Annotated in this window: 17 protein-coding genes and 3 pseudogenes; 4 read left to right on the top strand and 16 right to left on the bottom strand. The window is 45.9% G+C overall.

Going from position 1 to position 19758, the window contains the following annotated elements:
* Nucleotides 1-280 precede the first annotated feature (280 nt).
* Nucleotides 281-937, top strand: coding sequence for a hypothetical protein (locus B9T16_RS13960; RefSeq protein ID WP_410245048.1), 657 nt, complete (start codon nt 281-283; stop codon nt 935-937).
* Nucleotides 938-1107: 170 nt separating this feature from the next.
* Nucleotides 1108-2835: a CNNM domain-containing protein gene (locus B9T16_RS13955; protein WP_410245047.1), complete on the top strand. Its 1728-nt coding sequence runs from the start codon at nt 1108-1110 to the stop codon at nt 2833-2835.
* Between the two features lie 43 nt (nt 2836-2878).
* On the opposite strand, the gene B9T16_RS13950 is transcribed toward B9T16_RS13955, so the two are convergent.
* A complete protein-coding gene (locus B9T16_RS13950; protein ID WP_410245046.1) occupies nt 2879-4213 on the bottom strand; it encodes a methylglyoxal synthase in 1335 nt (444 codons plus the stop codon).
* Nucleotides 4214-4379: 166 nt separating this feature from the next.
* On the opposite strand from B9T16_RS13950, the gene B9T16_RS13945 reads away from it, so the two are divergent.
* Nucleotides 4380-6743: a heavy metal translocating P-type ATPase gene (locus B9T16_RS13945; protein ID WP_410245045.1), complete on the top strand. Its 2364-nt coding sequence runs from the start codon at nt 4380-4382 to the stop codon at nt 6741-6743.
* 43 nt (nt 6744-6786) lie between these two features.
* Here B9T16_RS13945 and B9T16_RS13940 read toward each other — a convergent pair whose 3' ends face one another.
* Nucleotides 6787-7344: a Uma2 family endonuclease gene (locus tag B9T16_RS13940; protein WP_035736256.1), complete on the bottom strand. Its 558-nt coding sequence runs from the start codon at nt 7342-7344 to the stop codon at nt 6787-6789.
* A 191-nt stretch (nt 7345-7535) separates the two neighbouring features.
* Here B9T16_RS13940 and B9T16_RS13935 point away from each other — a divergent pair, with 191 nt between their 5' ends.
* Nucleotides 7536-8024 (top strand): hypothetical protein, encoded by a 489-nt coding sequence (locus B9T16_RS13935; protein ID WP_410245044.1) that lies wholly within the window; start codon nt 7536-7538, stop codon nt 8022-8024.
* 32 nt (nt 8025-8056) lie between these two features.
* Here B9T16_RS13935 and B9T16_RS13930 read toward each other — a convergent pair whose 3' ends face one another.
* From B9T16_RS13930 to B9T16_RS13865, 14 genes and pseudogenes are all read right to left on the bottom strand, one after another.
* Nucleotides 8057-8932: a hypothetical protein gene (locus tag B9T16_RS13930; protein WP_410245043.1), complete on the bottom strand. Its 876-nt coding sequence runs from the start codon at nt 8930-8932 to the stop codon at nt 8057-8059.
* Complete coding sequence (locus tag B9T16_RS13925) at nt 8929-9237, bottom strand: nucleotidyltransferase family protein (protein ID WP_410245042.1); 309 nt, start codon at nt 9235-9237, stop codon at nt 8929-8931. The genes B9T16_RS13930 and B9T16_RS13925 overlap by 4 nt, the downstream gene beginning before the upstream one ends.
* On the bottom strand, nt 9227-9571 hold the full coding sequence (locus tag B9T16_RS13920; RefSeq protein WP_410245041.1) for a DUF86 domain-containing protein: 345 nt from the start codon (nt 9569-9571) through the stop codon (nt 9227-9229). Before B9T16_RS13920 ends, B9T16_RS13925 begins: the two co-directional genes overlap by 11 nt.
* Complete coding sequence (locus B9T16_RS13915; protein WP_410245040.1) at nt 9568-9858, bottom strand: nucleotidyltransferase family protein; 291 nt, start codon at nt 9856-9858, stop codon at nt 9568-9570. The genes B9T16_RS13920 and B9T16_RS13915 overlap by 4 nt, the downstream gene beginning before the upstream one ends.
* Nucleotides 9855-10058: a hypothetical protein gene (locus B9T16_RS13910; RefSeq protein WP_014274769.1), complete on the bottom strand. Its 204-nt coding sequence runs from the start codon at nt 10056-10058 to the stop codon at nt 9855-9857. Before B9T16_RS13910 ends, B9T16_RS13915 begins: the two co-directional genes overlap by 4 nt.
* Nucleotides 10051-10317 (bottom strand): hypothetical protein, encoded by a 267-nt coding sequence (locus B9T16_RS13905; protein WP_410245039.1) that lies wholly within the window; start codon nt 10315-10317, stop codon nt 10051-10053. Before B9T16_RS13905 ends, B9T16_RS13910 begins: the two co-directional genes overlap by 8 nt.
* 38 nt (nt 10318-10355) lie before the next feature.
* A complete protein-coding gene (gene hflX / locus B9T16_RS13900; RefSeq protein ID WP_006616941.1) occupies nt 10356-11891 on the bottom strand; it encodes a GTPase HflX in 1536 nt (511 codons plus the stop codon).
* A gap of 307 nt (nt 11892-12198) precedes the next feature.
* Nucleotides 12199-14031, bottom strand: a complete 1833-nt coding sequence (locus B9T16_RS13895; protein WP_006616940.1) for an iron uptake porin — start codon at nt 14029-14031, stop codon at nt 12199-12201.
* Between the two features lie 191 nt (nt 14032-14222).
* Nucleotides 14223-14596, bottom strand: a pseudogene (locus B9T16_RS13890) (zinc ribbon domain-containing protein); the annotation flags it as partial.
* 489 nt (nt 14597-15085) lie between these two features.
* A pseudogene (locus tag B9T16_RS13885) lies at nt 15086-16251 on the bottom strand (group II intron reverse transcriptase).
* Nucleotides 16241-16471: a reverse transcriptase domain-containing protein gene (locus B9T16_RS13880; protein WP_014276363.1), complete on the bottom strand. Its 231-nt coding sequence runs from the start codon at nt 16469-16471 to the stop codon at nt 16241-16243. Before B9T16_RS13880 ends, B9T16_RS13885 begins: the two are co-directional and overlap by 11 nt.
* A pseudogene (locus tag B9T16_RS13875) lies at nt 16431-16653 on the bottom strand (HNH endonuclease). Before B9T16_RS13875 ends, B9T16_RS13880 begins: the two are co-directional and overlap by 41 nt.
* Before the next feature lie 21 nt (nt 16654-16674).
* Nucleotides 16675-16899 carry a reverse transcriptase N-terminal domain-containing protein gene (locus B9T16_RS13870; RefSeq protein ID WP_014276364.1) on the bottom strand — a complete coding sequence of 75 codons (225 nt, stop codon included), beginning with the start codon at nt 16897-16899 and terminating at the stop codon, nt 16675-16677.
* A gap of 1264 nt (nt 16900-18163) precedes the next feature.
* Nucleotides 18164-19165, bottom strand: a complete 1002-nt coding sequence (locus tag B9T16_RS13865) for a pentapeptide repeat-containing protein (protein WP_410245038.1) — start codon at nt 19163-19165, stop codon at nt 18164-18166.
* Nucleotides 19166-19758 lie beyond the last annotated feature (593 nt).

The following is a 19758-nucleotide window of genomic DNA, read 5'->3' as shown; positions in this document are numbered from 1 at the left end:
CCGCCGTTACTCTCTTCGYAATTATTAAGGAATCGTTAAGATTTCCGATTTTGCGTTTTGACCTTGAGTTCCCTGCCTTGTTTTGTATATTTCTATACCAAACTTTGGGACATATAAACAGTTGTGGGATGGTCAGGGTATGAGTTCCTTATATTTCACCAAGGGGTGAAAGTCCCACTAGGAAGTTATTTCAGGCATTTCAGCCTTATTTGATTCCTAAACGTCTCGCACCATAGTATATATAGTATCACAGGAGATCAGCTTGAATTCAACAGTAATCATGACAATTGTACTGCTGGTTATGATGTTTGGAGCGGGTATCTTCAGTTCTTCGACAGGATATAAACTCGGTCGTGATGCACTCAAGGAAATCACTCAGCCAGACGTGCGACCCAGCAACATTACCGATCGCATTAATAACTCATCTTCCCGTCAAGAAGGAGTTAAACTACTCAGAGAAGAAGATATTATCGCTCAAGTCAAAAAACGCATAGCAGCAGGGGGTGTTGATCCAGATCCCCCAGATCAACCCCAAGCCCAGGAGAAACCCGAAGAAGAGAATCAGGCGCAACCGGAAACCACTAACCAAGTTGTATTTCCTATTGTTAGCCGTGATGGGGGTGTAACTCTGGAAATCACCTCTACCCAACGCCGCAGTAATTCTTTACAGCTAAATGTCAATCTCAAAAATGAAGGTGATCAATCAGTGCGGTTTCTTTACAGCTTCCTGAATGTAACTGATAACCAGGGACGAGCTTTAAGTGCTAGTGTAGATTCTCTACCTGGTCAACTACCACCAGGAAGTCAAACTTATACTGGAACTATTGCCATCTCTACCGCTTTGCTAGATAATGTTCAGGAACTCGCTATCAGTTTAACTGACTATCCAGAGCAAAAATTGCAATTACAAATGTCGGGTATTCCTGTTGTTCAATAAACAAGTTAATCATCTTGTATATGGGAACATCTCCCGGTGTTCCCTATCAACAATAATATGAAATTTAGTAATCTTTGCTACAGCGTATCCCCCGTAAGTCTCGGTAAAAAAGGAGAGGATATCTGGCAGATATTTAATGGTTTGATGTCGGTCAATAAAAAGCGCACTTAATGCTAGAAATGGAGATAGTTTTTGGTCAATTTAGCGAGACAAGTGCCTTGGCTGACCTATCGGTATTAACACTGACGGCTCAAGATATTTTTGGGCGATTATTATCGGTGTTTTTGCTGATTGCTATTAATGCCTTTTTTGTGACGGCTGAATTTTCGATGGTGTCGGTAAGACGATCGCGAATTAGCCAATTAGTTGATGAAGGAGATCTACCAGCCCTCACGGTTCAACATTTACAAAGACGCATCGATTTACTGCTGTCTACTACCCAATTTGGGATTACTCTGTCGAGTCTGGCTTTAGGTTGGATTGGTGAATCGACAATGGCGGTGGTGATTCGCCAGATACTTACTAAAATTCCTCTACACCAATTCCAAGTGGCGATCGCTCATTCCCTGGCGATTCCAATTGTCACCTTTTTTATGCTGGCTTATCTGCAAATTGTTCTGGGGGAATTAGTTCCCAAATCTCTGGCGCTATTATATCCCGAACAAATCGCGAGAATGTTGGCTCCTTCCTCTTTGGCGATCGCTCGATTTTTTAAGCCATTTGTCTGGTGTTTAAATCAGTCTACCCGGTTTTTATTACGTCTGTGTGGGATTAACTACACCGGACAACCTTACACCCGCGTAACCCCTGAAGAATTACAACTAATTATCACTACATCTAGTGAATCTATGGGTTTGGAAGCCGAGGAAAGACAGTTACTTAATAATGTGTTTGAATTTGGGGATGTACTAGCTGAAGAAATTATGATTCCCCGAACCAGTATTGTCTCGCTTCCTAGCACCGMCACCTTTCAACACCTCCTAGAAGAAATGGCAGTTTGTAATCATTCTCGTTACCCTATTACCGGGGAATCCTTAGATGATATTTTGGGGATTTTAGATTTTCGGGACTTAGCCAAACCTTTAGCCGAAAGACAGCTTTCTGAGGAGACACCCATCCTAACTTGGATTCGGGCTGCTAGGTTTATTTCTGAGCAAATGTTACTCAGTGAATTATTACCCCTAATGCAGCGATCGCAACAGGAAATGGCTATTGTTGTAGATGAGTTTGGCGGTACAGCCGGACTGGTAACCATTAACGATTTAATCTCCGAAATTATTGGGGATGGCTCCGAATTAGCCGAACATGAAGATGTGAATATTCAGTTTGTCGATGACCAGACCTTTTTAGTACAGGCGCAGTTGAGTGTTGAAGAAATTAACGAACTGTTGAATTTGGATTTACCCCTCAATGAGGAGTATCAAACTTTGGGGGGTTTTCTCACCTATTACCTGCAAAAAATCCCCGCCGTTGGCGAAGTCTTCACCTACAAAAATATCCAATTTAAAGTAGTTTTAGTCGTCGGTCCCCGTTTGGAACAAATCCAAATTTATCAGTCGGAAACTGAAACCACATCAGATGCTGATCAGACCATTGCGGAACTGTTAGAGTCGGGAGACTCTGACGACACCGGAACCGATAGTTTAACCGCCATTGATGAAATCTCACCCCCACCGGATAATCATACCTCCGACAGCTCCGATAATTCCGCATCAGAAAAAACCGAGACTGATTATACCATTGCGGAACTGTTAGAGTCGGGAAACTCTGACGACACCGGAACCGATAGTTTAACCGCCATTGATGAAATCTCACCCCCACCGGATAATCATACCTCCGACAGCTCCGATAATTCCGCATCAGAAAAAACCGAGGCTGATCATAACCGCAACCCTTAAACCCTTCCCCCTCTGAGAAGGAAGCCGACGAGGGGGAAAACTGTTAACTATCAGCCTCTGCTAAAGTTTCTGGTTCCTGGTTATTGGTTTGAGGAATCACCGTCGGCGCGAGAATCTTTAAACCGTTGGGAATACATTTAATTTCCAGGGGTGTGGTGCCGATAATTTCACCATCTAGGACAACTTTTTGAGGGGGTTCAGTTTTCACCTTAACGTTACTGGCGCGTAACCCAATCATATTATCCCGCTGGGTTCCAGTTTTCAGCAAAGCCGACCCAAACAGTTCTACCATACCAGCGATCGCCCTAACCTTAGTAAATTTCTGATTTTCGTTTTCGTTAGTAGCAAAAATCAACACCTCTAACTTCCCATCATTAGGGATAACCTCTCCCAAACCTTGAGCCAAAATTGACGTAGGGGGAGCCGCATTAGCAACAGTCACAGCACCCGAACGAACCCGACTGGTAGTTCCATCAATCTCAATTTCCGTGTCAAAAAGGACTTGTTCATCGAGTTGTTGTAATCCCGCCATTATATAAGCCAGAGCCCCCCAACGCTGCTTAGTTTCTCGATCAGCCTTATCAATGGTTTCGGCTTCATAACCAATTCCAGCCAATAGAATCATAGGGCGATCGTTACAAGTAGCCATGTCAACCGTGCGAGTTACCCCAGCGATAATATTATTACAAGCCCCCCGAATATTCCCAGGAATCCCCATAGCCATACAAAAAGCATTAGCTGTTCCGCGCGGAATGATACCCAGAGAGATATCTGTTCCCATCACCGCACCAGCCACCGCTGAGACCGTCCCATCCCCTCCAGAAGCAATAACCATATCCACCCCGGAATCAACCGCTTCCTGAGCCAACTGTTGGGCGCTAATGGTAGGAGTCGTGAAGGATACCTTGAGATAAATATGTGGTTCTAACAATTTTCGAATTAAAACCAGGTCCTGTTGAGAGTTCCCCGTCCCCGAAACCGGGTTAAAAATCAGATGAGCCGACCGACTGCGGGTGAGACCGCTTAACATAGCCCTAGCAGTAGCGCGGTTGGTGGCGAGCGGTACATTTTGCAGGTTACAAGCGCGAATCAATACTTGAATTTCTGGGGAGGATAAGTTAAAACCAGGATCGAGGAAGAAAATTACAGCCGCGATTTCCGTTTCCTGTAGGATGCGATAGGCTAGTTCAATATCTCCTCCGTGATGGAGAGACGATAGCACCTGCACCTCTACTCCGGTTCCCTGTAGGAGGTATTGGGCGGTTCTTTCTGGGGCGATTAGTTCGTAGAAGGACAAAGCCACAGTATTCTCTTCTACAAAGCTGACCAGTTGCTCCCGTTGGCTGTCATGGGCGATTAAGGCGATGGTTGTAGACATGGGGGGTTAATAGTTGACAATTGAAAGTTGATGGTTGACAGTGAACAATTATCAATTATTTGGAGATCAATTTCACAAATTCCCGCAAATGTTTCTGTCGTCACTGTTCTGGGGGCTGTTTCTCCCCAAATATCCATCATTGGCTGATATCTAAGGTATCCATTCTATGCAATTAAATTCCCAAACTATATCAGAGCAGCAGTTAACCTCAACTACCCTACCTACCCAGACGATTATTTTGGATGTTGGGGGAATGAAATGTGCTGGTTGTGTGATGGCGGTAGAACGCCAATTAAACCAGCAGCCAGGGGTGATTGCTGTCCGGGTTAATTTAGCCACAGAAGTGGCGACGGTTGAATGTGAACCCGGTACAGTCGATCCACAAAAACTAGCTGATATTCTAACAGAAACGGGATTTAATAGTCAACTGCGTTATGGGTCTGCTGCTAACCAAAAGCTAACTTTTAAGGAACGTCACCGCCAAGAAATGCGCGACCAAATTGGGCGGGTGGTTATTTGTGGTGTGCTGATTTTTCTGTCGGGAATTGGTCACTTTCATCAAATGGGTTGGGGACCGATTCCGGTAGTGAGTAATATTTGGTTTCACTGGGGATTAGCAACTTTAGCTTTAATGTTTCCCGGTCGATCGCTTATAGTGGATGGGGTGCGTAGTCTGGCGCGAAATGCTCCTAATATGAATACCCTCGTGGGACTGGGTACTATTAGCGCCTATACTGCGAGTTTGGTGGCTCTGTTATTTCCCCGGTTGGGTTGGCAATGTTTTTTTGATGAACCTGTGATGCTGTTGGGGTTTATTTTACTGGGAAAAACCCTCGAACAACAAGCGAGATTTAGGGCGGCTCAGGCTTTTGAGTCTTTGTGGGCTTTGCAACCGACAACGGCTCAGGTGATTCTGTCAACACAACTGCAGGAAACCACTCAGGAAAATTCGGCGATCGCCTGGTCATCTCCGACGGTGGAGGTTCCGGCTGAACAGGTGCGGGTGGGGGATTTGGTTAAGGTTTTTCCGGGTGATAAAATCCCCGTTGATGGTAGGGTGATTATGGGGAGTAGTACGGTCGATGAGTCGATGCTAACCGGAGAGTCTTTCCCGGTGACTAAACAACCGGATTTGATGGTTTGTGCGGGAACTTTAAACCAGTCGGGGGCGTTGATAATTGCCACGACTCGCACCGGAGAAGAAACTACGGTTTCCCAAATTATTAGTTTGGTAGAAACTGCTCAAACTCGGAAAGCGCCCATTCAATTTTTGGCGGATAAGGTGGCGGGATATTTTACTTATCTGGTCATGGGTTTGGCGGCGCTGACTCTGATTTTTTGGTACACAATTGGCACTTATATTTGGCCGGAGGTGATGACCTCGGGAGGGGTGAATTTGGCGGTTGATGCGCCTTTGCTATTGAGTCTAAAATTGGCGATCGCTGTTTTGGTGATTGCTTGTCCCTGTGCTTTGGGACTGGCTACCCCCACCGCCATTTTAGTGGGTTCTGCTATCGGTGCGGAACGGGGTTTATTGATTAAAGGTGGTGATATCTTGGAGAGGGTTCACCAATTGGATACTGTGGTTTTTGATAAGACCGGAACTTTGACGACCGCTTCTCCCCAGGTGACTACCTGCGTCAGTTTGTCTCACGGCTTTAGTGATGACCGGATTTTACAATTGGCGGCGGCGGTCGAACAGGGAACCCATCACCCGATCGCTACCGCCATCTGTAGAGCCGTAGAAGGGCGTAACCTGCCTACCATAGATGCCGAGGGTTTTGTGACTCAGACGGGGCTTGGTGCGGCTGCTATGGTCGATGGAGAGAGAATTTGGGTGGGTAGTGCAGAAGGTTTGATCCGCTGCGGGGTGACTTTAGGGGAGTCGGTGTTATCGATAATTCCACCAGGACAAACGGTGGTCTATGTGACTGTGGCTGAGGAGTTGGTGGGGGTGATTGGTATTTGCGATCGCCTCAAGTCTGATGCTAAAATGACGGTGGAACGACTCCAACAAATGGGGTTAAATGTAGTTTTACTCACAGGCGATCGCTTTTCGGTAGCCGAGGCGATCGCTTCTGAGTTAGAATTATCTCCTGAGTCTGTGCGGGCAGAAGTGCGACCGGAAGATAAAGCTAAGGCGATCGCTTCTTACCAACAGCAGGGACACCGGGTGGCTATGGTGGGAGACGGCATTAATGATGCTCCGGCTTTGGCTCAGGCTGATGTGGCGATCGCTTTGGGAAGCGGAACTGATGTGGCGATCGAAACTGCTGATATTGTACTCATAGGAGACGCACTCATGGACGTGGTGGAGTCTATTCGCTTGAGTCAACAAACATTCAATAAAATTCGCCAAAACCTCTTCTGGGCTTTTGCTTATAATACCATCGGTTTACCCATGGCGGCCGGTGTCCTCCTACCAGGTTTTGGCATAGTTCTCAGTCCGGCGGTAGCAGCCGCTTTTATGGCTTTTAGTTCGGTGAGTGTAGTCACCAATTCCCTACTGTTACGCCGCCAGTTTCATTAGGCAGATTTTACCCCATCAATAAAATCCTAGCCGGAATAGCTGGTTATATAACCGCTGAAATTATCGCCGCCACCGGAATGGTAAGATCAGGAAAAGCCAGGGGCGAAACTTCTCCAGAAGTCAGGGTTATTTTAGAACCATATTCCCGTCCCCTCGGTTCCCGGTTAATAATTAACTCCCCCGTTTGTAAATTCACCAGCCAATATTCCGGGATACCAGCCTCAGCATAGAGATGATATTTCACTGTTTTATCTTTCTGTAGGCTGCTGTTTGCATATTCAATCACCCAGAAAATATTTTCCGGGTAGGGGTGATGACTCAGATATTCTCGACCCAGAGGCGCGACAATAGCGATATCCGGTTCCGGTTCCGAGTCGTTGAGGAGGGTAATGGGTTTGGCTGGACTGACTAGAGCGCGATCGCCTAAAATACGAGTAAGATAAGATCCAGCCGCGCGACTAAAAAAGGCATGGGATTCACCTTCTGGGGACATTTCGACAATTTCTCCGGCTAGTAATTCCACGGGACGACCTACCAGCAACCCCGTTTTAATCATGTGATGATAATCGTCTAAACTCCATTTTAGCGTTGAGAGAACCATATTTTTTGTATTGATAGGCTGTATCTAGGGCGTGACGGATTATGCCACCCTATTCTAACATAATTTAACCCAAATTCCATCTTTTGTTTAACCAACTTGAGGATTCATCTCCGTATTTTCCGGGTGATATAATCAGACTGAGAGTTAAAATCTCACCTGTAGCTTGCACTCAATCCTAGTTATCCGCCAAAATGAGTACATCTCCTCAACCGCCTAAATACGTCAGTGATTTAATGGAACTCTATGGTAGTTCCTATGGAAAAATCGTAGATTCCGGGGTTTTTTATGATATCCTGGAGCCAGAAGTTGACCTAGAAAAGGTAGGATTCGACCATCTTAGGAAGTTTGTAGGACCTAGGTTTTTTGAACCCAATGAATTAGGCTGGCGGCGTGGCTGGCAGCTACTTTATCGCCGCCCGGAAGGGGAACCCGGCAATATTGTCAAAGAGTTTGAAGATGTTTATGATATCCTGGAAAGGGTTTTGGAAAGGTTCCTGAATCCTTTGGGGGGGAATGATTACGAAACAGCACCCCTAAAATTGGCGATCGCCTTTGATAGTCCAGAGGTTACGGATTTAAGAATTTATCAAATCCATGATGAGGATATCCTGAATGGACGCTTAATCATTAGTCGCCGCGCCAATGGTGAGACCACCACCCTAATTTTTATCTGTGACTAAACCGGACAATAAACCCAGTTTCTGGGTAGTAATCACAGATTAGGATTTCCGGGGTCAATTTTTCTTAAAGTGGCGATTTTTCTTAAAGTGGCGATCGCCTTCCTCCGGGTATATTCAGACTGAGTATTTTGAATAACTTGTATCAACACAGCGATTTCTTCATCCTCAACCGTCTTGATGATAGGTAACAACTCGCGGGGAATGGGAATCTTAATCTTGTCACTCACAGAAACCACCCCGCCCTCATTCGGTAACTGGGCAATTTCTGCCTTTGCTTCTTCAAACTTCTTGCGTCGATAATGCCCCATTGCCCTGGCAAAAAATCGCAGGCGCTTAAACTCTGGAATCGGTTGATAAATCATCTCCGTCAGCGTCGAAAGCCTCATTAAATCCCTGGGGTTTTCTTCATACGCCCGCCGGAAAGCCGCCGCCAATAACTCCACTGATTTCTGAGGTTCGGCATAAGCCCAAGCCGCCCAACTTTGCGACTGGGCAAACTCCCGGTCATAACTATCCTGACTGTCTAAATCTCGCTTCACATACTGCAATAAAAAACACGCCACTTCCTTCAGGCGTTTCTCTGTAAATCGAGGATTAGCTTTCAACTGGTCTAACAATTCTTGGCGGACTGTCGCATCCATTTCATACAATTCATGCCCCACCTCCTCACACAAACTCGATAGAATTAAATCCGAAACCGCCATCCAAGGAATCTCGATAAATTCCCCCTGAATATCCCGCCGAAAATTCGCCCAAATCTGATACAGCAAATCGGGAGTTATCGCCAAAGGTAACGCCGCATGATAAGCCAAAAAAAGGTGAGGCTCCTTAAACCTTTTCTGAAAAGCATTAATCCGACGTATAGCAGCTTCTAGTTCCATGATATGCCGTCCATTTTCATCATTCAATGATTGCCCAAATCTGACCAACTCATCGCCTGATTGATAATCCGTTCTCTCAAATAATCCCGTAAACCTTTAACCGTCGTGACATCAACTTTTCGGTTTAACAAGTCCTCTAAATCTTGGATTAAGGCAATTCTATCCAATAAACTGCAATTACTGTTCATTTCCACCAAAAAATCAATATCACTATCCTCGTGTTCTTCCCCCCTCGCCACCGACCCAAATATCCGCACATTGAACGCCCAATGTTGTTGTGCAACCGCTAAAATTTCATCTCGTCTTTGTTGCAATTCTTCTTTAATTTTCATGATTAAGTGCCGATAAGATTACTAATATTTTTTGTTTCAATTCGGGTAAATTCTGTTCAACAACATTCCAAACTTCTTCTAAATTAATATCGTCGTAGTCGTGAATCAGCACATCTCGCCATCCCGCCATTCTGCGCCAAGGAATCTCTGGATAACTTTGCCTCAACTCTGGAGAAAGTCGCTTAACGGCTTCTCCAATCACTTCAAAACTACGAATCACCCCATCCTGAATCAAAAGAGATTGCATAAATTCTATTTTCCCTCCCTCAGAATAAGTCTCAATCCGACAGATGCGATCGTAAATATCTTGTAAATATATTTCATCATCTGTCATAGCGGAATCGCCTGATTGATAATCCGTTCTCTAAAATACTCCCGTAAGTTTTTAACCGTCGTGACATCAACTTTTCGGTTTAACAAGTCCTCTAAATCTTGGATTAAGGCAATTCTATCCAATAAACTGCAATTACTGTTCATTTCCACCAAAAAATTAATATCACTATCCTCGTGTTCTTCCCCCCTCGCCACCGACCCAAATATCCGCACATTGAACGCCCCATGCTGTTGTGCAACCGCTAAAATTTCATCTCGTCTTTCTTGTAATTCATCTTTGAGTTTCATCGCGTCATCCCATCCTCCGTAACCAGTCGAATCATACGGGGATGCAATTCCTCATCGGGAAAATGGCAACGCACCGCGTCTCTAACTTCTAATTTGAGCCTATCTAAATTATCAGCTTGAGTGATAATTGATTCTCCTAATGCTTGAGCTACATATCCTTCTTCTGCATCACATTCCACCCAAAAAATAATTTCATTCATGATTCTCTAACCGAACGTGATCAGAACCGCTTGGGTCAAAATTATCAATAGCATTAGCCGTGTTACCCGCCGTCACACTGCTAATCATTTCGCCCACTTTGGTCAAGATGTCTTGACCTTTGTCAGTCGATAAAAAAGGGACCGKGAGGGTCAACCCCGGCAATAAGACGGAAGCCCCAAAACATATTCCCCCATAAATCGCTACCCGACAAAGCGATCGCCCAATGGTCATAAGTAATTGACTAGAAAGCCCCCCCATTTTACCACAATAGGCGATCGCCTATTGAGGAAATCGACTTATTGATTAGCGATCGCATAATCAATCAACTGTGCCATTCGGAGGCGGAGAGTTTCCAAACCCAGCGCATTAGCAGCAGAAATAAACACAGCTTGGGGGTATTCTTCCTGGGCAAAACGGAGAGTTTCCCCATCCACAGAATCGATTTTATTAAAAGCCAATAAAGCCGGACCCGGAGTAATCGGCATTTGAGTTAAAATCTCCATCACCGATTGAATTTGTGCCTGCCAAGCCGGGTGAGATAAATCTACCAAATGCAGCAGCACATCAGCATCAGTCACCTCCTCTAAAGTAGCCCGAAAAGCATCAATTAAAGCCGGGGGTAATTCATGAATAAACCCCACCGTATCAGTAATTACAATATTTTGGGGTTCTTCCGTCACCGCATCCGGGATAGTTAGGCGGCGGCTAGTCGGGTCGAGAGTAGCAAACAATTGGTCAGCCGCGTAAATTTCCGAAGCCGTGAGAACATTAAGCAAAGTAGACTTACCCGCATTCGTATAGCCCACAATAGCCAATGTAGGAACCTCCTGGCGTTGGCGACGTTGGCGGAGACGGGCACGATGGGCCTGTAGTTGGTTAACCTCCTGCTGAAGGCGGGCGATGCGCCGCTGAATGGCTCGTCTTTCCGTTTCTAGTTTAGTTTCCCCAGGTCCACGAGTACCAATACCGCCACCTAACCGAGACATAGCCTGACCCCTTCCCGTGAGACGCGGTAGACTGTATTCTAGCTGCGCCAGTTCAACCTGTAATTTTCCCGCCCCAGACTGGGCGCGTTGGGCGAAAATATCTAAGATAACTTCCGTGCGATCGACTACTCGGACTCCAATGCGGGTTTCCAAATTACGGACTTGCGCGGGAGATAAACTGCGATCGAAAACAATTAACGTCGCCCCCAGAGTTTGCGCCGCCAGGGCAATTTCCTGAGTTTTTCCCTCTCCGACTACGGTTTGGGGATGGGGACGCGATCGCTTTTGGCGCAGAGTTTGCAGGACAATACCCCCCGCAGTATCCACCAGGCGGGCTAATTCGGCTAACCCTTCTTCAAATCTCTGGGTGGAAATTTTGTCAGTTTGTACCCCCACCAATAGCACCCTATCTTGGTCAGAGTTGACATCAAGGGCGACAAATTCCCGCTGAAATTCCGCTTCTAGTCCATCTACCAAATCCAGGAAATCTTGGTTAGAGAGAACATCAAGACTCATGGGGGATGAAACATAATAGGGTACTGGAGCCAGAGGACTATCAAGTTGGGTCTGGTTTTCCCCTTCCCCTTGGGGTAACAAATGGGCGAGATAGGCTTCTTTCACATAACCTGTGCCACCCCCCCCTCGACGTTCAAACCCGCTTCCGGTCAGGGTCAAAATTGCCAAAACATCTAACCGTTGCATAGCCATGGCCGTTAAGACTGACTCCCTAGGTAGATCAGATTTTAACTGGGTGGCTATACACCGAATACCACTGAGGCGACCGTTACCGTAGCGGGGCAATTCTAGGGCAGGAATGCGGGTCTGACTGACAGTGCCTACTCCCACCCTAATCACCTGCCCACGGCGGTTTATATAGGCGCAGACGGGCTCCTTGATGTCTGTACTTACCCCCGCTAGTCGCTGGGCAAATTCTGAAGTGGTAATGCGATCGCCTGGGAGTTTTTGATGGTACAGGCGTTGCAGTTGTTTAAGCTGACTCGGTTTGAGACCTTGCAGGTTTCCGTGTATGGTTTCGATTGGATCTCCTTTTTGTTGGCTAACTTTTCCCTAAGATATAACAAAAAAATGAGTTTTGAGAACCGATATGGGGTCGCTCAAAACTCAAGGCGCTAACATCTGAATGGAACCGGGCTTAGAACTGGAATGTCGTTCTCAGGGTTCCCACGAAAATGGTCGCATTGCGATCGTTATGACCAGGATTGGTGATAAAGTATCCTCCCGGAGTAATCGAAATATACTCGCTGAAGGGGAAGTGATAGAAGGCTTCAATGTGCAGCGAAGTATCACTATTTTCTAGGCTTGGTCTGTCATGGTTCGTAACTTTAGGAGGCATTCCCACAATTAATGCGCCTGTGTCGCCTTCTCGGAGTAAATCGGGGAAACCAAGAGTTACCGCCCAGTTGAGAATAGTCGCGCTATCACTGCCATTATTCTGTTGGTTAGCCCAGGTAGCACCGAACCAACCCCCTAACTGGAAGCTGTTAGCCAGCCGCCAATTAAATTGCAAACCTAGGTTATCACTGGTGGTGGCGTTATCACCAAAGGGGCGATCGGCAATCCAGCTACCAGTCCCGCCAGCTACCTCTACACCGCCGTTAGTGAAATACTTGCGGGCATATTCTACCGCAAATCCCAGTTTTTCCGTCGGTTCAAACACAAACTGAGCCGATGCTGTATTACTACCGTTAAATAAGCCATTACCAGCAGTAGCATCCGATGCGTTACCAGCTAAATAACTCAGATTCAATCGGTAACGGTCTCGATCGCCAAAGGCAAAGTTAGCCCCTAGCCCGGCTCCTTCTGGACCTCGGAAAATCGCCGGGTTGCGCTGTCCAAACATGGAAATTGAACCCGTACCGTCACTATTAAAGGGGGTGAGAACTTCCATGGTGTCATCTAAATCGAGGCTGTTAGCACCGATAAAGATTTGCGCCCGGTTATTGAAAGCTGGGAAACGGTAGTATAAATCATCCAGCTCTACCCCGTTGGAAGTCCCATCAAAGGGAGTCCGAGCCATCAGGCTATTGGTTAGGTCGAAGTCGCTCAGGTTCGGATTGTCGTAAACCTGTAAACGGGTTTTTAACAGATCCCGCCCGGTGAAGCTAGTATCGAAGTCTAAGCGAACTCGATAGCCAAGATAGGTTTGGGTCGGGTCACTATTGCGGCGGCTAAAGGGACCTCCAGCCACGTTATGTCTAGCGCGATCGCCAAAGCTATCACCCGGCCAAAAGACGACTTCCCCATGCAGCTTGGTTGTCGTGGAGAATTGGTTAGCTTCTAATTCCGCAGTACGAGCTTCTAACACCGTTACCCGTCCGCGAATGCTGGCTAATTCCGCCGCGAACTCTTCCATCAGTCGCTGCATTTTTGCCAGGTCTTCCCGAGTCACTAGGTCCGCTGTGGCGGCGTTAATTAATTCGTTAACCCTTTCCAAACAGGCGTTAACCCCCGCTGCAAATTCAAAACGGGTTAAGGCACGGTTTCCTCGGAATGTCCCATCTGGATAACCTGCAATACAACCATAGCGCTCAACCAAGGACTGGAGTGCTTGGAATGCCCAATCTGTAGGCTGTACGTCCGACAACTGGGAAACTGAAGTCACCTGAGACTGTCTCCGGCTTTGTCCTTCTCGACCGTATTGATTGAGCTGATTTAGGGTATTCCCATTGGCGTTGGGAGCATCTAGGTCAGCGAGGGGAATTTCTTGGTACGCTTTGCCCACGACTGAGTTAGCCTGGGAAAATGCACCGCCAGCATGGGGGTTCACTGGAACTTGAGCTAGTTGCTGCGGTAAGTCTGCTGTCACATCCTCGATAGATGCGATCGTGATAGCGTTGTTTGTCGTTAATTCTGTTTCTCCTGTCTCAGTAGCCGAAATTTCCGCCACCGCAGGTAGAGAGGCTAATAGACTAGCTCCCAATACTGCTGGACTGAGCAGCCAAAGATTTAATGATCGTTTCGACACTCTCTCTCTCCTCACACGGATAACTTGGTTGATAAGGTTTCGCAACGAGGAGATCAAAACCTCCCCTCGCTATTTTATACACCCTAGATTCGCCTTCCGGAAGCCCAGGTCTATAATATAACCAATTTACGCGCTACACCCTCCCGTCATCGAATCCAAGATTACGATGAGGGCTTCCCTACCTGATACATTTACGCGACATTTTTCGGGTTGTTCCCGGACAATGCGACGATAGCACTATTACCCGTTAAGGTAACAGAGGCGGTATCCCGCAAAGCTTTTAGAAAGATTCCAAAAGCACCGTTCCAGTCCCGTGGTAGAGTGAACCCGCACTCCGGACATCGGAACACTTTTGAGCCACCTAGCTGGGAATGGACATGACCACAGTGAGTACAGGTTTTGCTGGTGTATTCTTAGGTCACATCTACAACTGTTCAGTTATTTCCGCTTGATGTCTCAGGGTTAGTTTGAATCGATAATGCGCCCATGTCAGCATGGCGCGGGCAGTCTKAGACCTGATTAGACGMTGCACCKGAMKGGMCAKATTGGCAGTCTCGAAGGTTGGCTAAAAAATCAGGCTGTGTTATGGGATGGTCAGGGATGCGACCCAATCAACCAAGGGGTTGAAGTCCTCACCGGGTAGTTATTTCGCCCATTTCAGCTCTATTTCATACCCTAAGGTCTCGCACCATACTTGGTATTATACTGTATTGCCGTAAAATGTTAACCTAATTTGAGATTAAATCATGCTCGCGATAAGGCATTCCTGTTTCCTTGGTCTTCCCTAGCAGTTCGTTGGTACAAGTGGCCTAAGCCTCCCAACATTGTTGCCCCGTTCCGATACCTCCACAGGCATTATCACCCAGAGTCCCTGGGCTATTCAAGCATCATAGCAGATACAAGACTCCCTTCTTACGGTTAGGTTTTTACCTCAGCACCGCAGCGGGAAATATTAGGGGTCGAGATAGACCTCACGGTCTACCCCTCCCATTCAGCAGCAGAACCGTACATGAGATTTTCACCTCATACGGCTCCTAGTTTGACCGTCTCTTTGTTAAGAGTACAGCAACATCTCTTTCATCAAGAGCTGTTTTATTGTCGCGGGTGTGGCGATGTAATATTTGAAGATTCTTGTATTCATCCTTTCCGCCTTGGCTTCTAGGTACAACGTGGTCTACTTCAATTAAGTCTGATGGGGTAAAGTATTGCCCACACCAGGTACATCTACCTTTTTGCTTTTTGAGTAGTTTTGCTACCCTATTTGGCGTATCGATTGCTCGTCCCTTCCTGGTTGCCCAGTAGGTCCAATTTCCGTCGTATGGTGTTGCGTCAGGGCGTATTAAGGTATGTCTGACAATTGGAGTCCAGTTGTGTTTGAATAGATGTAACCCATCTTTGGTTTGGAACATCCAATTTTCGTGTCTTTCTTTCCCATTGCTAAGTTTAATTGTTCCATGTCTGAAATAATTTCTTAGCTTTTCGTGACTTCCCTTTCCGCATCTTGATACTGTCCATGCCCGTAACATTTGCCAGATTGTCTTATCTAGTTTGGTGAATGTCTCTGTTGAGACTACCGCTGAGTAATAGTTTGACCATCCCCTAATAATTGGGTTTAGTTTGTTAATCAGGGCTGATTGAGGTGCAGTTTTAAATTGTTTAATTAAACCTTTTATCACTTCTGTGTGGGCAACTGCTTTTTGGCTGGGTTTTATATGTGTTTTGTGTCCTAATGGTTTCCCATGTTGGATTTTCCCAGTTCTATATTTTCCTACAGGATATTGCCTAATATTGAAACCTAAGAAATCAAATCCGGGTTTCTCTGCTTTGCCATTATACTCAATAGATTTGAGTGTATGGCAGATTCGAGTTTTTTTCAGGTTTAATCTCTAATCCAACAGGCTTTAGTCATTCAGAAATAGCAGTTTTGCACTGTTCAATGATTCCTAGGTCTTTTGAGATAACCACGAAATCATCGGCGTATCGTATTAGGTTGGCTTGTGTGGCTGTTCCTTTATTAGGATACATTTCTTTAACTAGCCTTTCCATACCCAACAGTGCGATGTTGGCGAGTATTGGACTTATTACCCCTCCCTGGGGTGTCCCTGTTTCTGTATCCTCAAATACACCTTTATCTAGCACTCCCGCTTTGAGCCATTGTTTCAGGTCTCTTTTTAGGCGGCTTGGACAATGAATTTTGGACAGTAGGTAATCATGGTTCACGGTAAGAGCATTTTGCTATATCGGCATCGAGAACATAATATTGTCCTTGATTTATGGCAGTATAAATTCTGCCAATTGCGTCATGGGCGGACCGTCCGGGACGGAACCCGTAGCTTGTACCTTCAAATCTCGATTCCCATTCAGGTTCGAGAGCCGACTTGACCAAGGCTTGCCTTGCTCTATCTTGGATTGTGGGTATTCCTATTCCAGCTTTTATCATCCCTGCCAGGTTTTGGTATCCACACCCGTCGCAGTGGTTTTGATTTGAGATTTCCCTTAATGTTCTTAACAAGCTCGAACCTTTGTCTTGAAGAGATTGCTCTTACTCCATCAACTCCGGCTGTTTTCTTGCCTTGACCCGCTTGGGGGGGCGGGTTTATTAAGCTGACTGTTGGGAAGCATGGCTGACCGTGGAACCCGCCCCTACAGCCGCACTGCTAAGAGCCGGGCATAGTATGATTTCACCAATAGACGTTGCCACCTTCTGGCTTTTGCATCTTGTCCCGATTTAGCTGCTTGAAATATACTCTTTTGGAGCTTGAATACTTTCCGTTGAACCTTAGTCCACGGGATTGTCTTCCATGCGTTGTTCGTAGTCTTGATTGGTTTTGATTTCTCAAATCCTTTCTTTGAACTCGCTATCGCCATTTGTACACCTACTAGACTCTATTCTTACAATCAAACCGTGACCTGTTAGCATATCCCTGCCATTACGGCAGGACGTTGGCTTTTGGTCACATCTCACATCCTCTAGGACTTGCGGTTACACTTATCCCTACTAACTACCTCGACCAGATAGTTAGAGTCCAGGAGGACTTAAAACGTTCCGTTTATATGGGCATTCCATCTTTAGATTTGTCCTCTCCACCGGGGTACTTTTAAAGGTCTGTGTAGGTAAATGAAAGAATCCTCCTACTCTTCCCCTTGCTCTTTTGAGCGCAGCGTGTCAACCTATTTCGCTACTTAACAGTGACGATGGTTCAAGCCGGACATTCGGTTTCCCTAATCATGGATGGTTGGCAGTGGTCTCGGTTCTGGTGTTGGGTTACACCTCGGAGCCTTCCGTTCCCCGCTTCAATCCTGAGGTTGTGATTCCCAAAACTGGGGGTGGCTATCGCCGTTACCCTAATTTCCTAACTTTACTTATCCATTTATGGGCTTCCTATAAGGAATTTGTATGAGTTAGTTCGTTTTGACCTTGGGTTCCCTGCCTTGTTTTGTATATTTCTATACCAAACGTTGGGACATATAAACAGTTATGGAGATGGTCAGAGGCAAGCCTCTTGTATTCAACCAAGGGGCTGAAATCTCCACCAGGCAGCTATTTCGGGTATCTCATCCCTATTTCATGCCTGAACGTCTCGCACCTTTCTCTCTGTTATACTATCACCTGCACAGTTTTTCCAGGTCTGACCACTATCATAGGTTGATTTTTTAATCAATTTTCAAAAATTGGCTCACCAGAATCCGCCTCAATCCTTCACAGCCACCGGAACTAATGATATAATCTTGACACCATCCTAGATAATGGTTACTCTTGTAACTTTTTGGTTTTTCGTATAATTACCATTATATAGAATTGTAGGGGCGGGTTCTGCTGTCAATTTTCCATCCCTACGACTATGTTAATAAACCCGCCCCACCCCCGATAATTAATAATTGTAGGGGCGGGTTCTGCTGTCAATTTTCCATCCCTACGACTATGTTAATAAACCCGCCCCACCCCCGATAATTGTAGGGGCGGGTTCTGCTGTCAATTTTCCATCCCTACGACTATGTTAATAAACCCGCCCTCTCTCCGGCTGTCAATTTTCCGTCCCCACCCGGATATTAATAAACCCGCCCCACCCTTTCCGGGGTAGCACAGGTAAAACCAAAAAGCAACCCCCCCTGGGAGAGGGGGGGAGTCCGATTATCTAATGCGACCATCTGGCATAATTGCACCAGTGAGGATAGCATCTTGTAGCATAGCGCCATTGAGAGTAGCATGGCGGAAACTAGCATCGCGCAGGTCAGCATTTTCAAGGTTAGCACCATCCAAATTAGCACCCCAAAGGTAAGCACCCCGAAGGTTAGCCCCCGTGAGGTCAGCACCTCGCAAGTTAGCCAAATTAAGGTTAGTATTGCTCAAATCCGCATTTCTCAAGTCGCACTCTTCCAGGTCAGCCTTCATCAAATTAGCCTTAATAAACTGACCCCCGCGAATATTACTACCTTGTAGGTTAGCCTGTTGTAGGTTGGCTTCATCCAAGCGAATAAACCGCATTTGCGAATCTTTGAGATTAGTCCCCTGTAGGTTAGCACATGCCATTTTAGCGCCACTGAGTTTAATTTCACTCAGTTCTAAACTACTAAAGTCGATCGCTTCCAAAGTTAAGCCATTCAGAAAGGCTTTTTCCAGTTTAACCCCGTTTAATTGCGCTCCTCGCAAGTTAGCCCCACTCAGTCGCGCTCCCGTCAAATTAGCCCAATTTAGGTTAGCTTTTTCTAAGTTAGCCGATCGCAAATTAATCCCATTAAGATTAGCGCCACAGAGATTCACACCAGGTAAATTAGCGCGATAAAGTGTCACCCAAGACATCACCGCGCCGCTGAGTTTTGCTCCCATTAAGTTAGCTTTATGAAGTTGCGCGCCGCTCAAGTCTGCTTTAGTTAAATCAGCTTCAATTAAGCAGCTATCTCGCAGTTTCGCATAATTAAGGTTAGTACCATACAAAAAAGCCCCATTCAGGTTGGCTTCTAACATAAAGCATCGTTCTAGGTAAGCGCGAGCTAAGGATGCTTCTTTTAAATTAGAACCCGACAGGTTAGCCGCGATTAATTTAGCACCAATCAAGTTGGCTGCGGTTAAATCGAGTCCACGAAAATCTCTTTCTCCCCTAAGATATCGCTCTAGGATTTCTGTTTCTTTCATGTTGAGGATCTCCTTTTTCATCACACAAGTTATGAAACAGCCTCCGGCGATCGCTTAGTTGAGTTTCGACTGATTCAGATGTCTTAATTTGCTGCACCTCTGACGATAAAAGCTACTGCTAATAATCTCTTAATATTTATTTTATCTGTACCAGACAAAATTTGTGTATTTTGTTTACAAATGTTGATTTATCCTCTGATGTCTTTGTTGATTTTTTAAGCAATTTTTAAAAATTGTTCACGCCAAGCCGCCCCAAGGATTGACAGCCACCGGAACTAATGATATCATACTTTTATATAATTGAAATTTTTCTATTTTTAACTTGTTTAAAAATGTATCAATCATTTAATATAATAGCAAAGCCAGGGGCAAAAGTCAACCCCCTCCAGCAATTCTCATTTTGGCGAAAACCTGTTCAAGTCCCCAGCATCCCTGTATCGTAATGACATCCAAGAAACCCAGGAGCGCCAGAGCCGTTGAAAAAGCCAGGTGGCTTTGAGACTCTAGTCGGTTCTTTCCGCCAGTGCTTGTCATCGCTACCGGACAAGCGCCGGGGTAAAAATCGCCGCTATGGAATGGAGGATGCCGCTTTA

Source organism: Arthrospira sp. PCC 8006, from assembly GCF_046480465.1.
In the GTDB taxonomy this organism is placed as follows: Bacteria; Cyanobacteriota; Cyanobacteriia; order Cyanobacteriales; family Microcoleaceae; genus Limnospira; species Limnospira platensis.
The sequence above is the reverse complement of the archived record's forward strand: the minus strand, read 5'-3'. Positions and strand labels throughout refer to the sequence as shown.

What these genes read in the sequence shown, in the direction of transcription:
- B9T16_RS13960 (WP_410245048.1), top strand. Translation starts at nt 281, where the DNA reads ATGACAATTGTACTGCTGGTTATGATGTTTGGAGCGGGTATCTTCAGT.
- B9T16_RS13950 (WP_410245046.1), bottom strand. Translation starts at nt 4,213, where the DNA reads ATGTCTACAACCATCGCCTTAATCGCCCATGACAGCCAACGGGAGCAA.
- B9T16_RS13945 (WP_410245045.1), top strand. Translation starts at nt 4,380, where the DNA reads ATGCAATTAAATTCCCAAACTATATCAGAGCAGCAGTTAACCTCAACT.
- B9T16_RS13940 (WP_035736256.1), bottom strand. Translation starts at nt 7,344, where the DNA reads ATGGTTCTCTCAACGCTAAAATGGAGTTTAGACGATTATCATCACATG.
- B9T16_RS13935 (WP_410245044.1), top strand. Translation starts at nt 7,536, where the DNA reads ATGAGTACATCTCCTCAACCGCCTAAATACGTCAGTGATTTAATGGAA.
- B9T16_RS13925 (WP_410245042.1), bottom strand. Translation starts at nt 9,237, where the DNA reads ATGAAAATTAAAGAAGAATTGCAACAAAGACGAGATGAAATTTTAGCG.
- B9T16_RS13920 (WP_410245041.1), bottom strand. Translation starts at nt 9,571, where the DNA reads ATGACAGATGATGAAATATATTTACAAGATATTTACGATCGCATCTGT.
- B9T16_RS13915 (WP_410245040.1), bottom strand. Translation starts at nt 9,858, where the DNA reads ATGAAACTCAAAGATGAATTACAAGAAAGACGAGATGAAATTTTAGCG.
- B9T16_RS13910 (WP_014274769.1), bottom strand. Translation starts at nt 10,058, where the DNA reads ATGAATGAAATTATTTTTTGGGTGGAATGTGATGCAGAAGAAGGATAT.
- B9T16_RS13880 (WP_014276363.1), bottom strand. Translation starts at nt 16,471, where the DNA reads ATGATAAAAGCTGGAATAGGAATACCCACAATCCAAGATAGAGCAAGG.
- B9T16_RS13870 (WP_014276364.1), bottom strand. Translation starts at nt 16,899, where the DNA reads ATGGCGATAGCGAGTTCAAAGAAAGGATTTGAGAAATCAAAACCAATC.
- B9T16_RS13865 (WP_410245038.1), bottom strand. Translation starts at nt 19,165, where the DNA reads ATGAAAGAAACAGAAATCCTAGAGCGATATCTTAGGGGAGAAAGAGAT.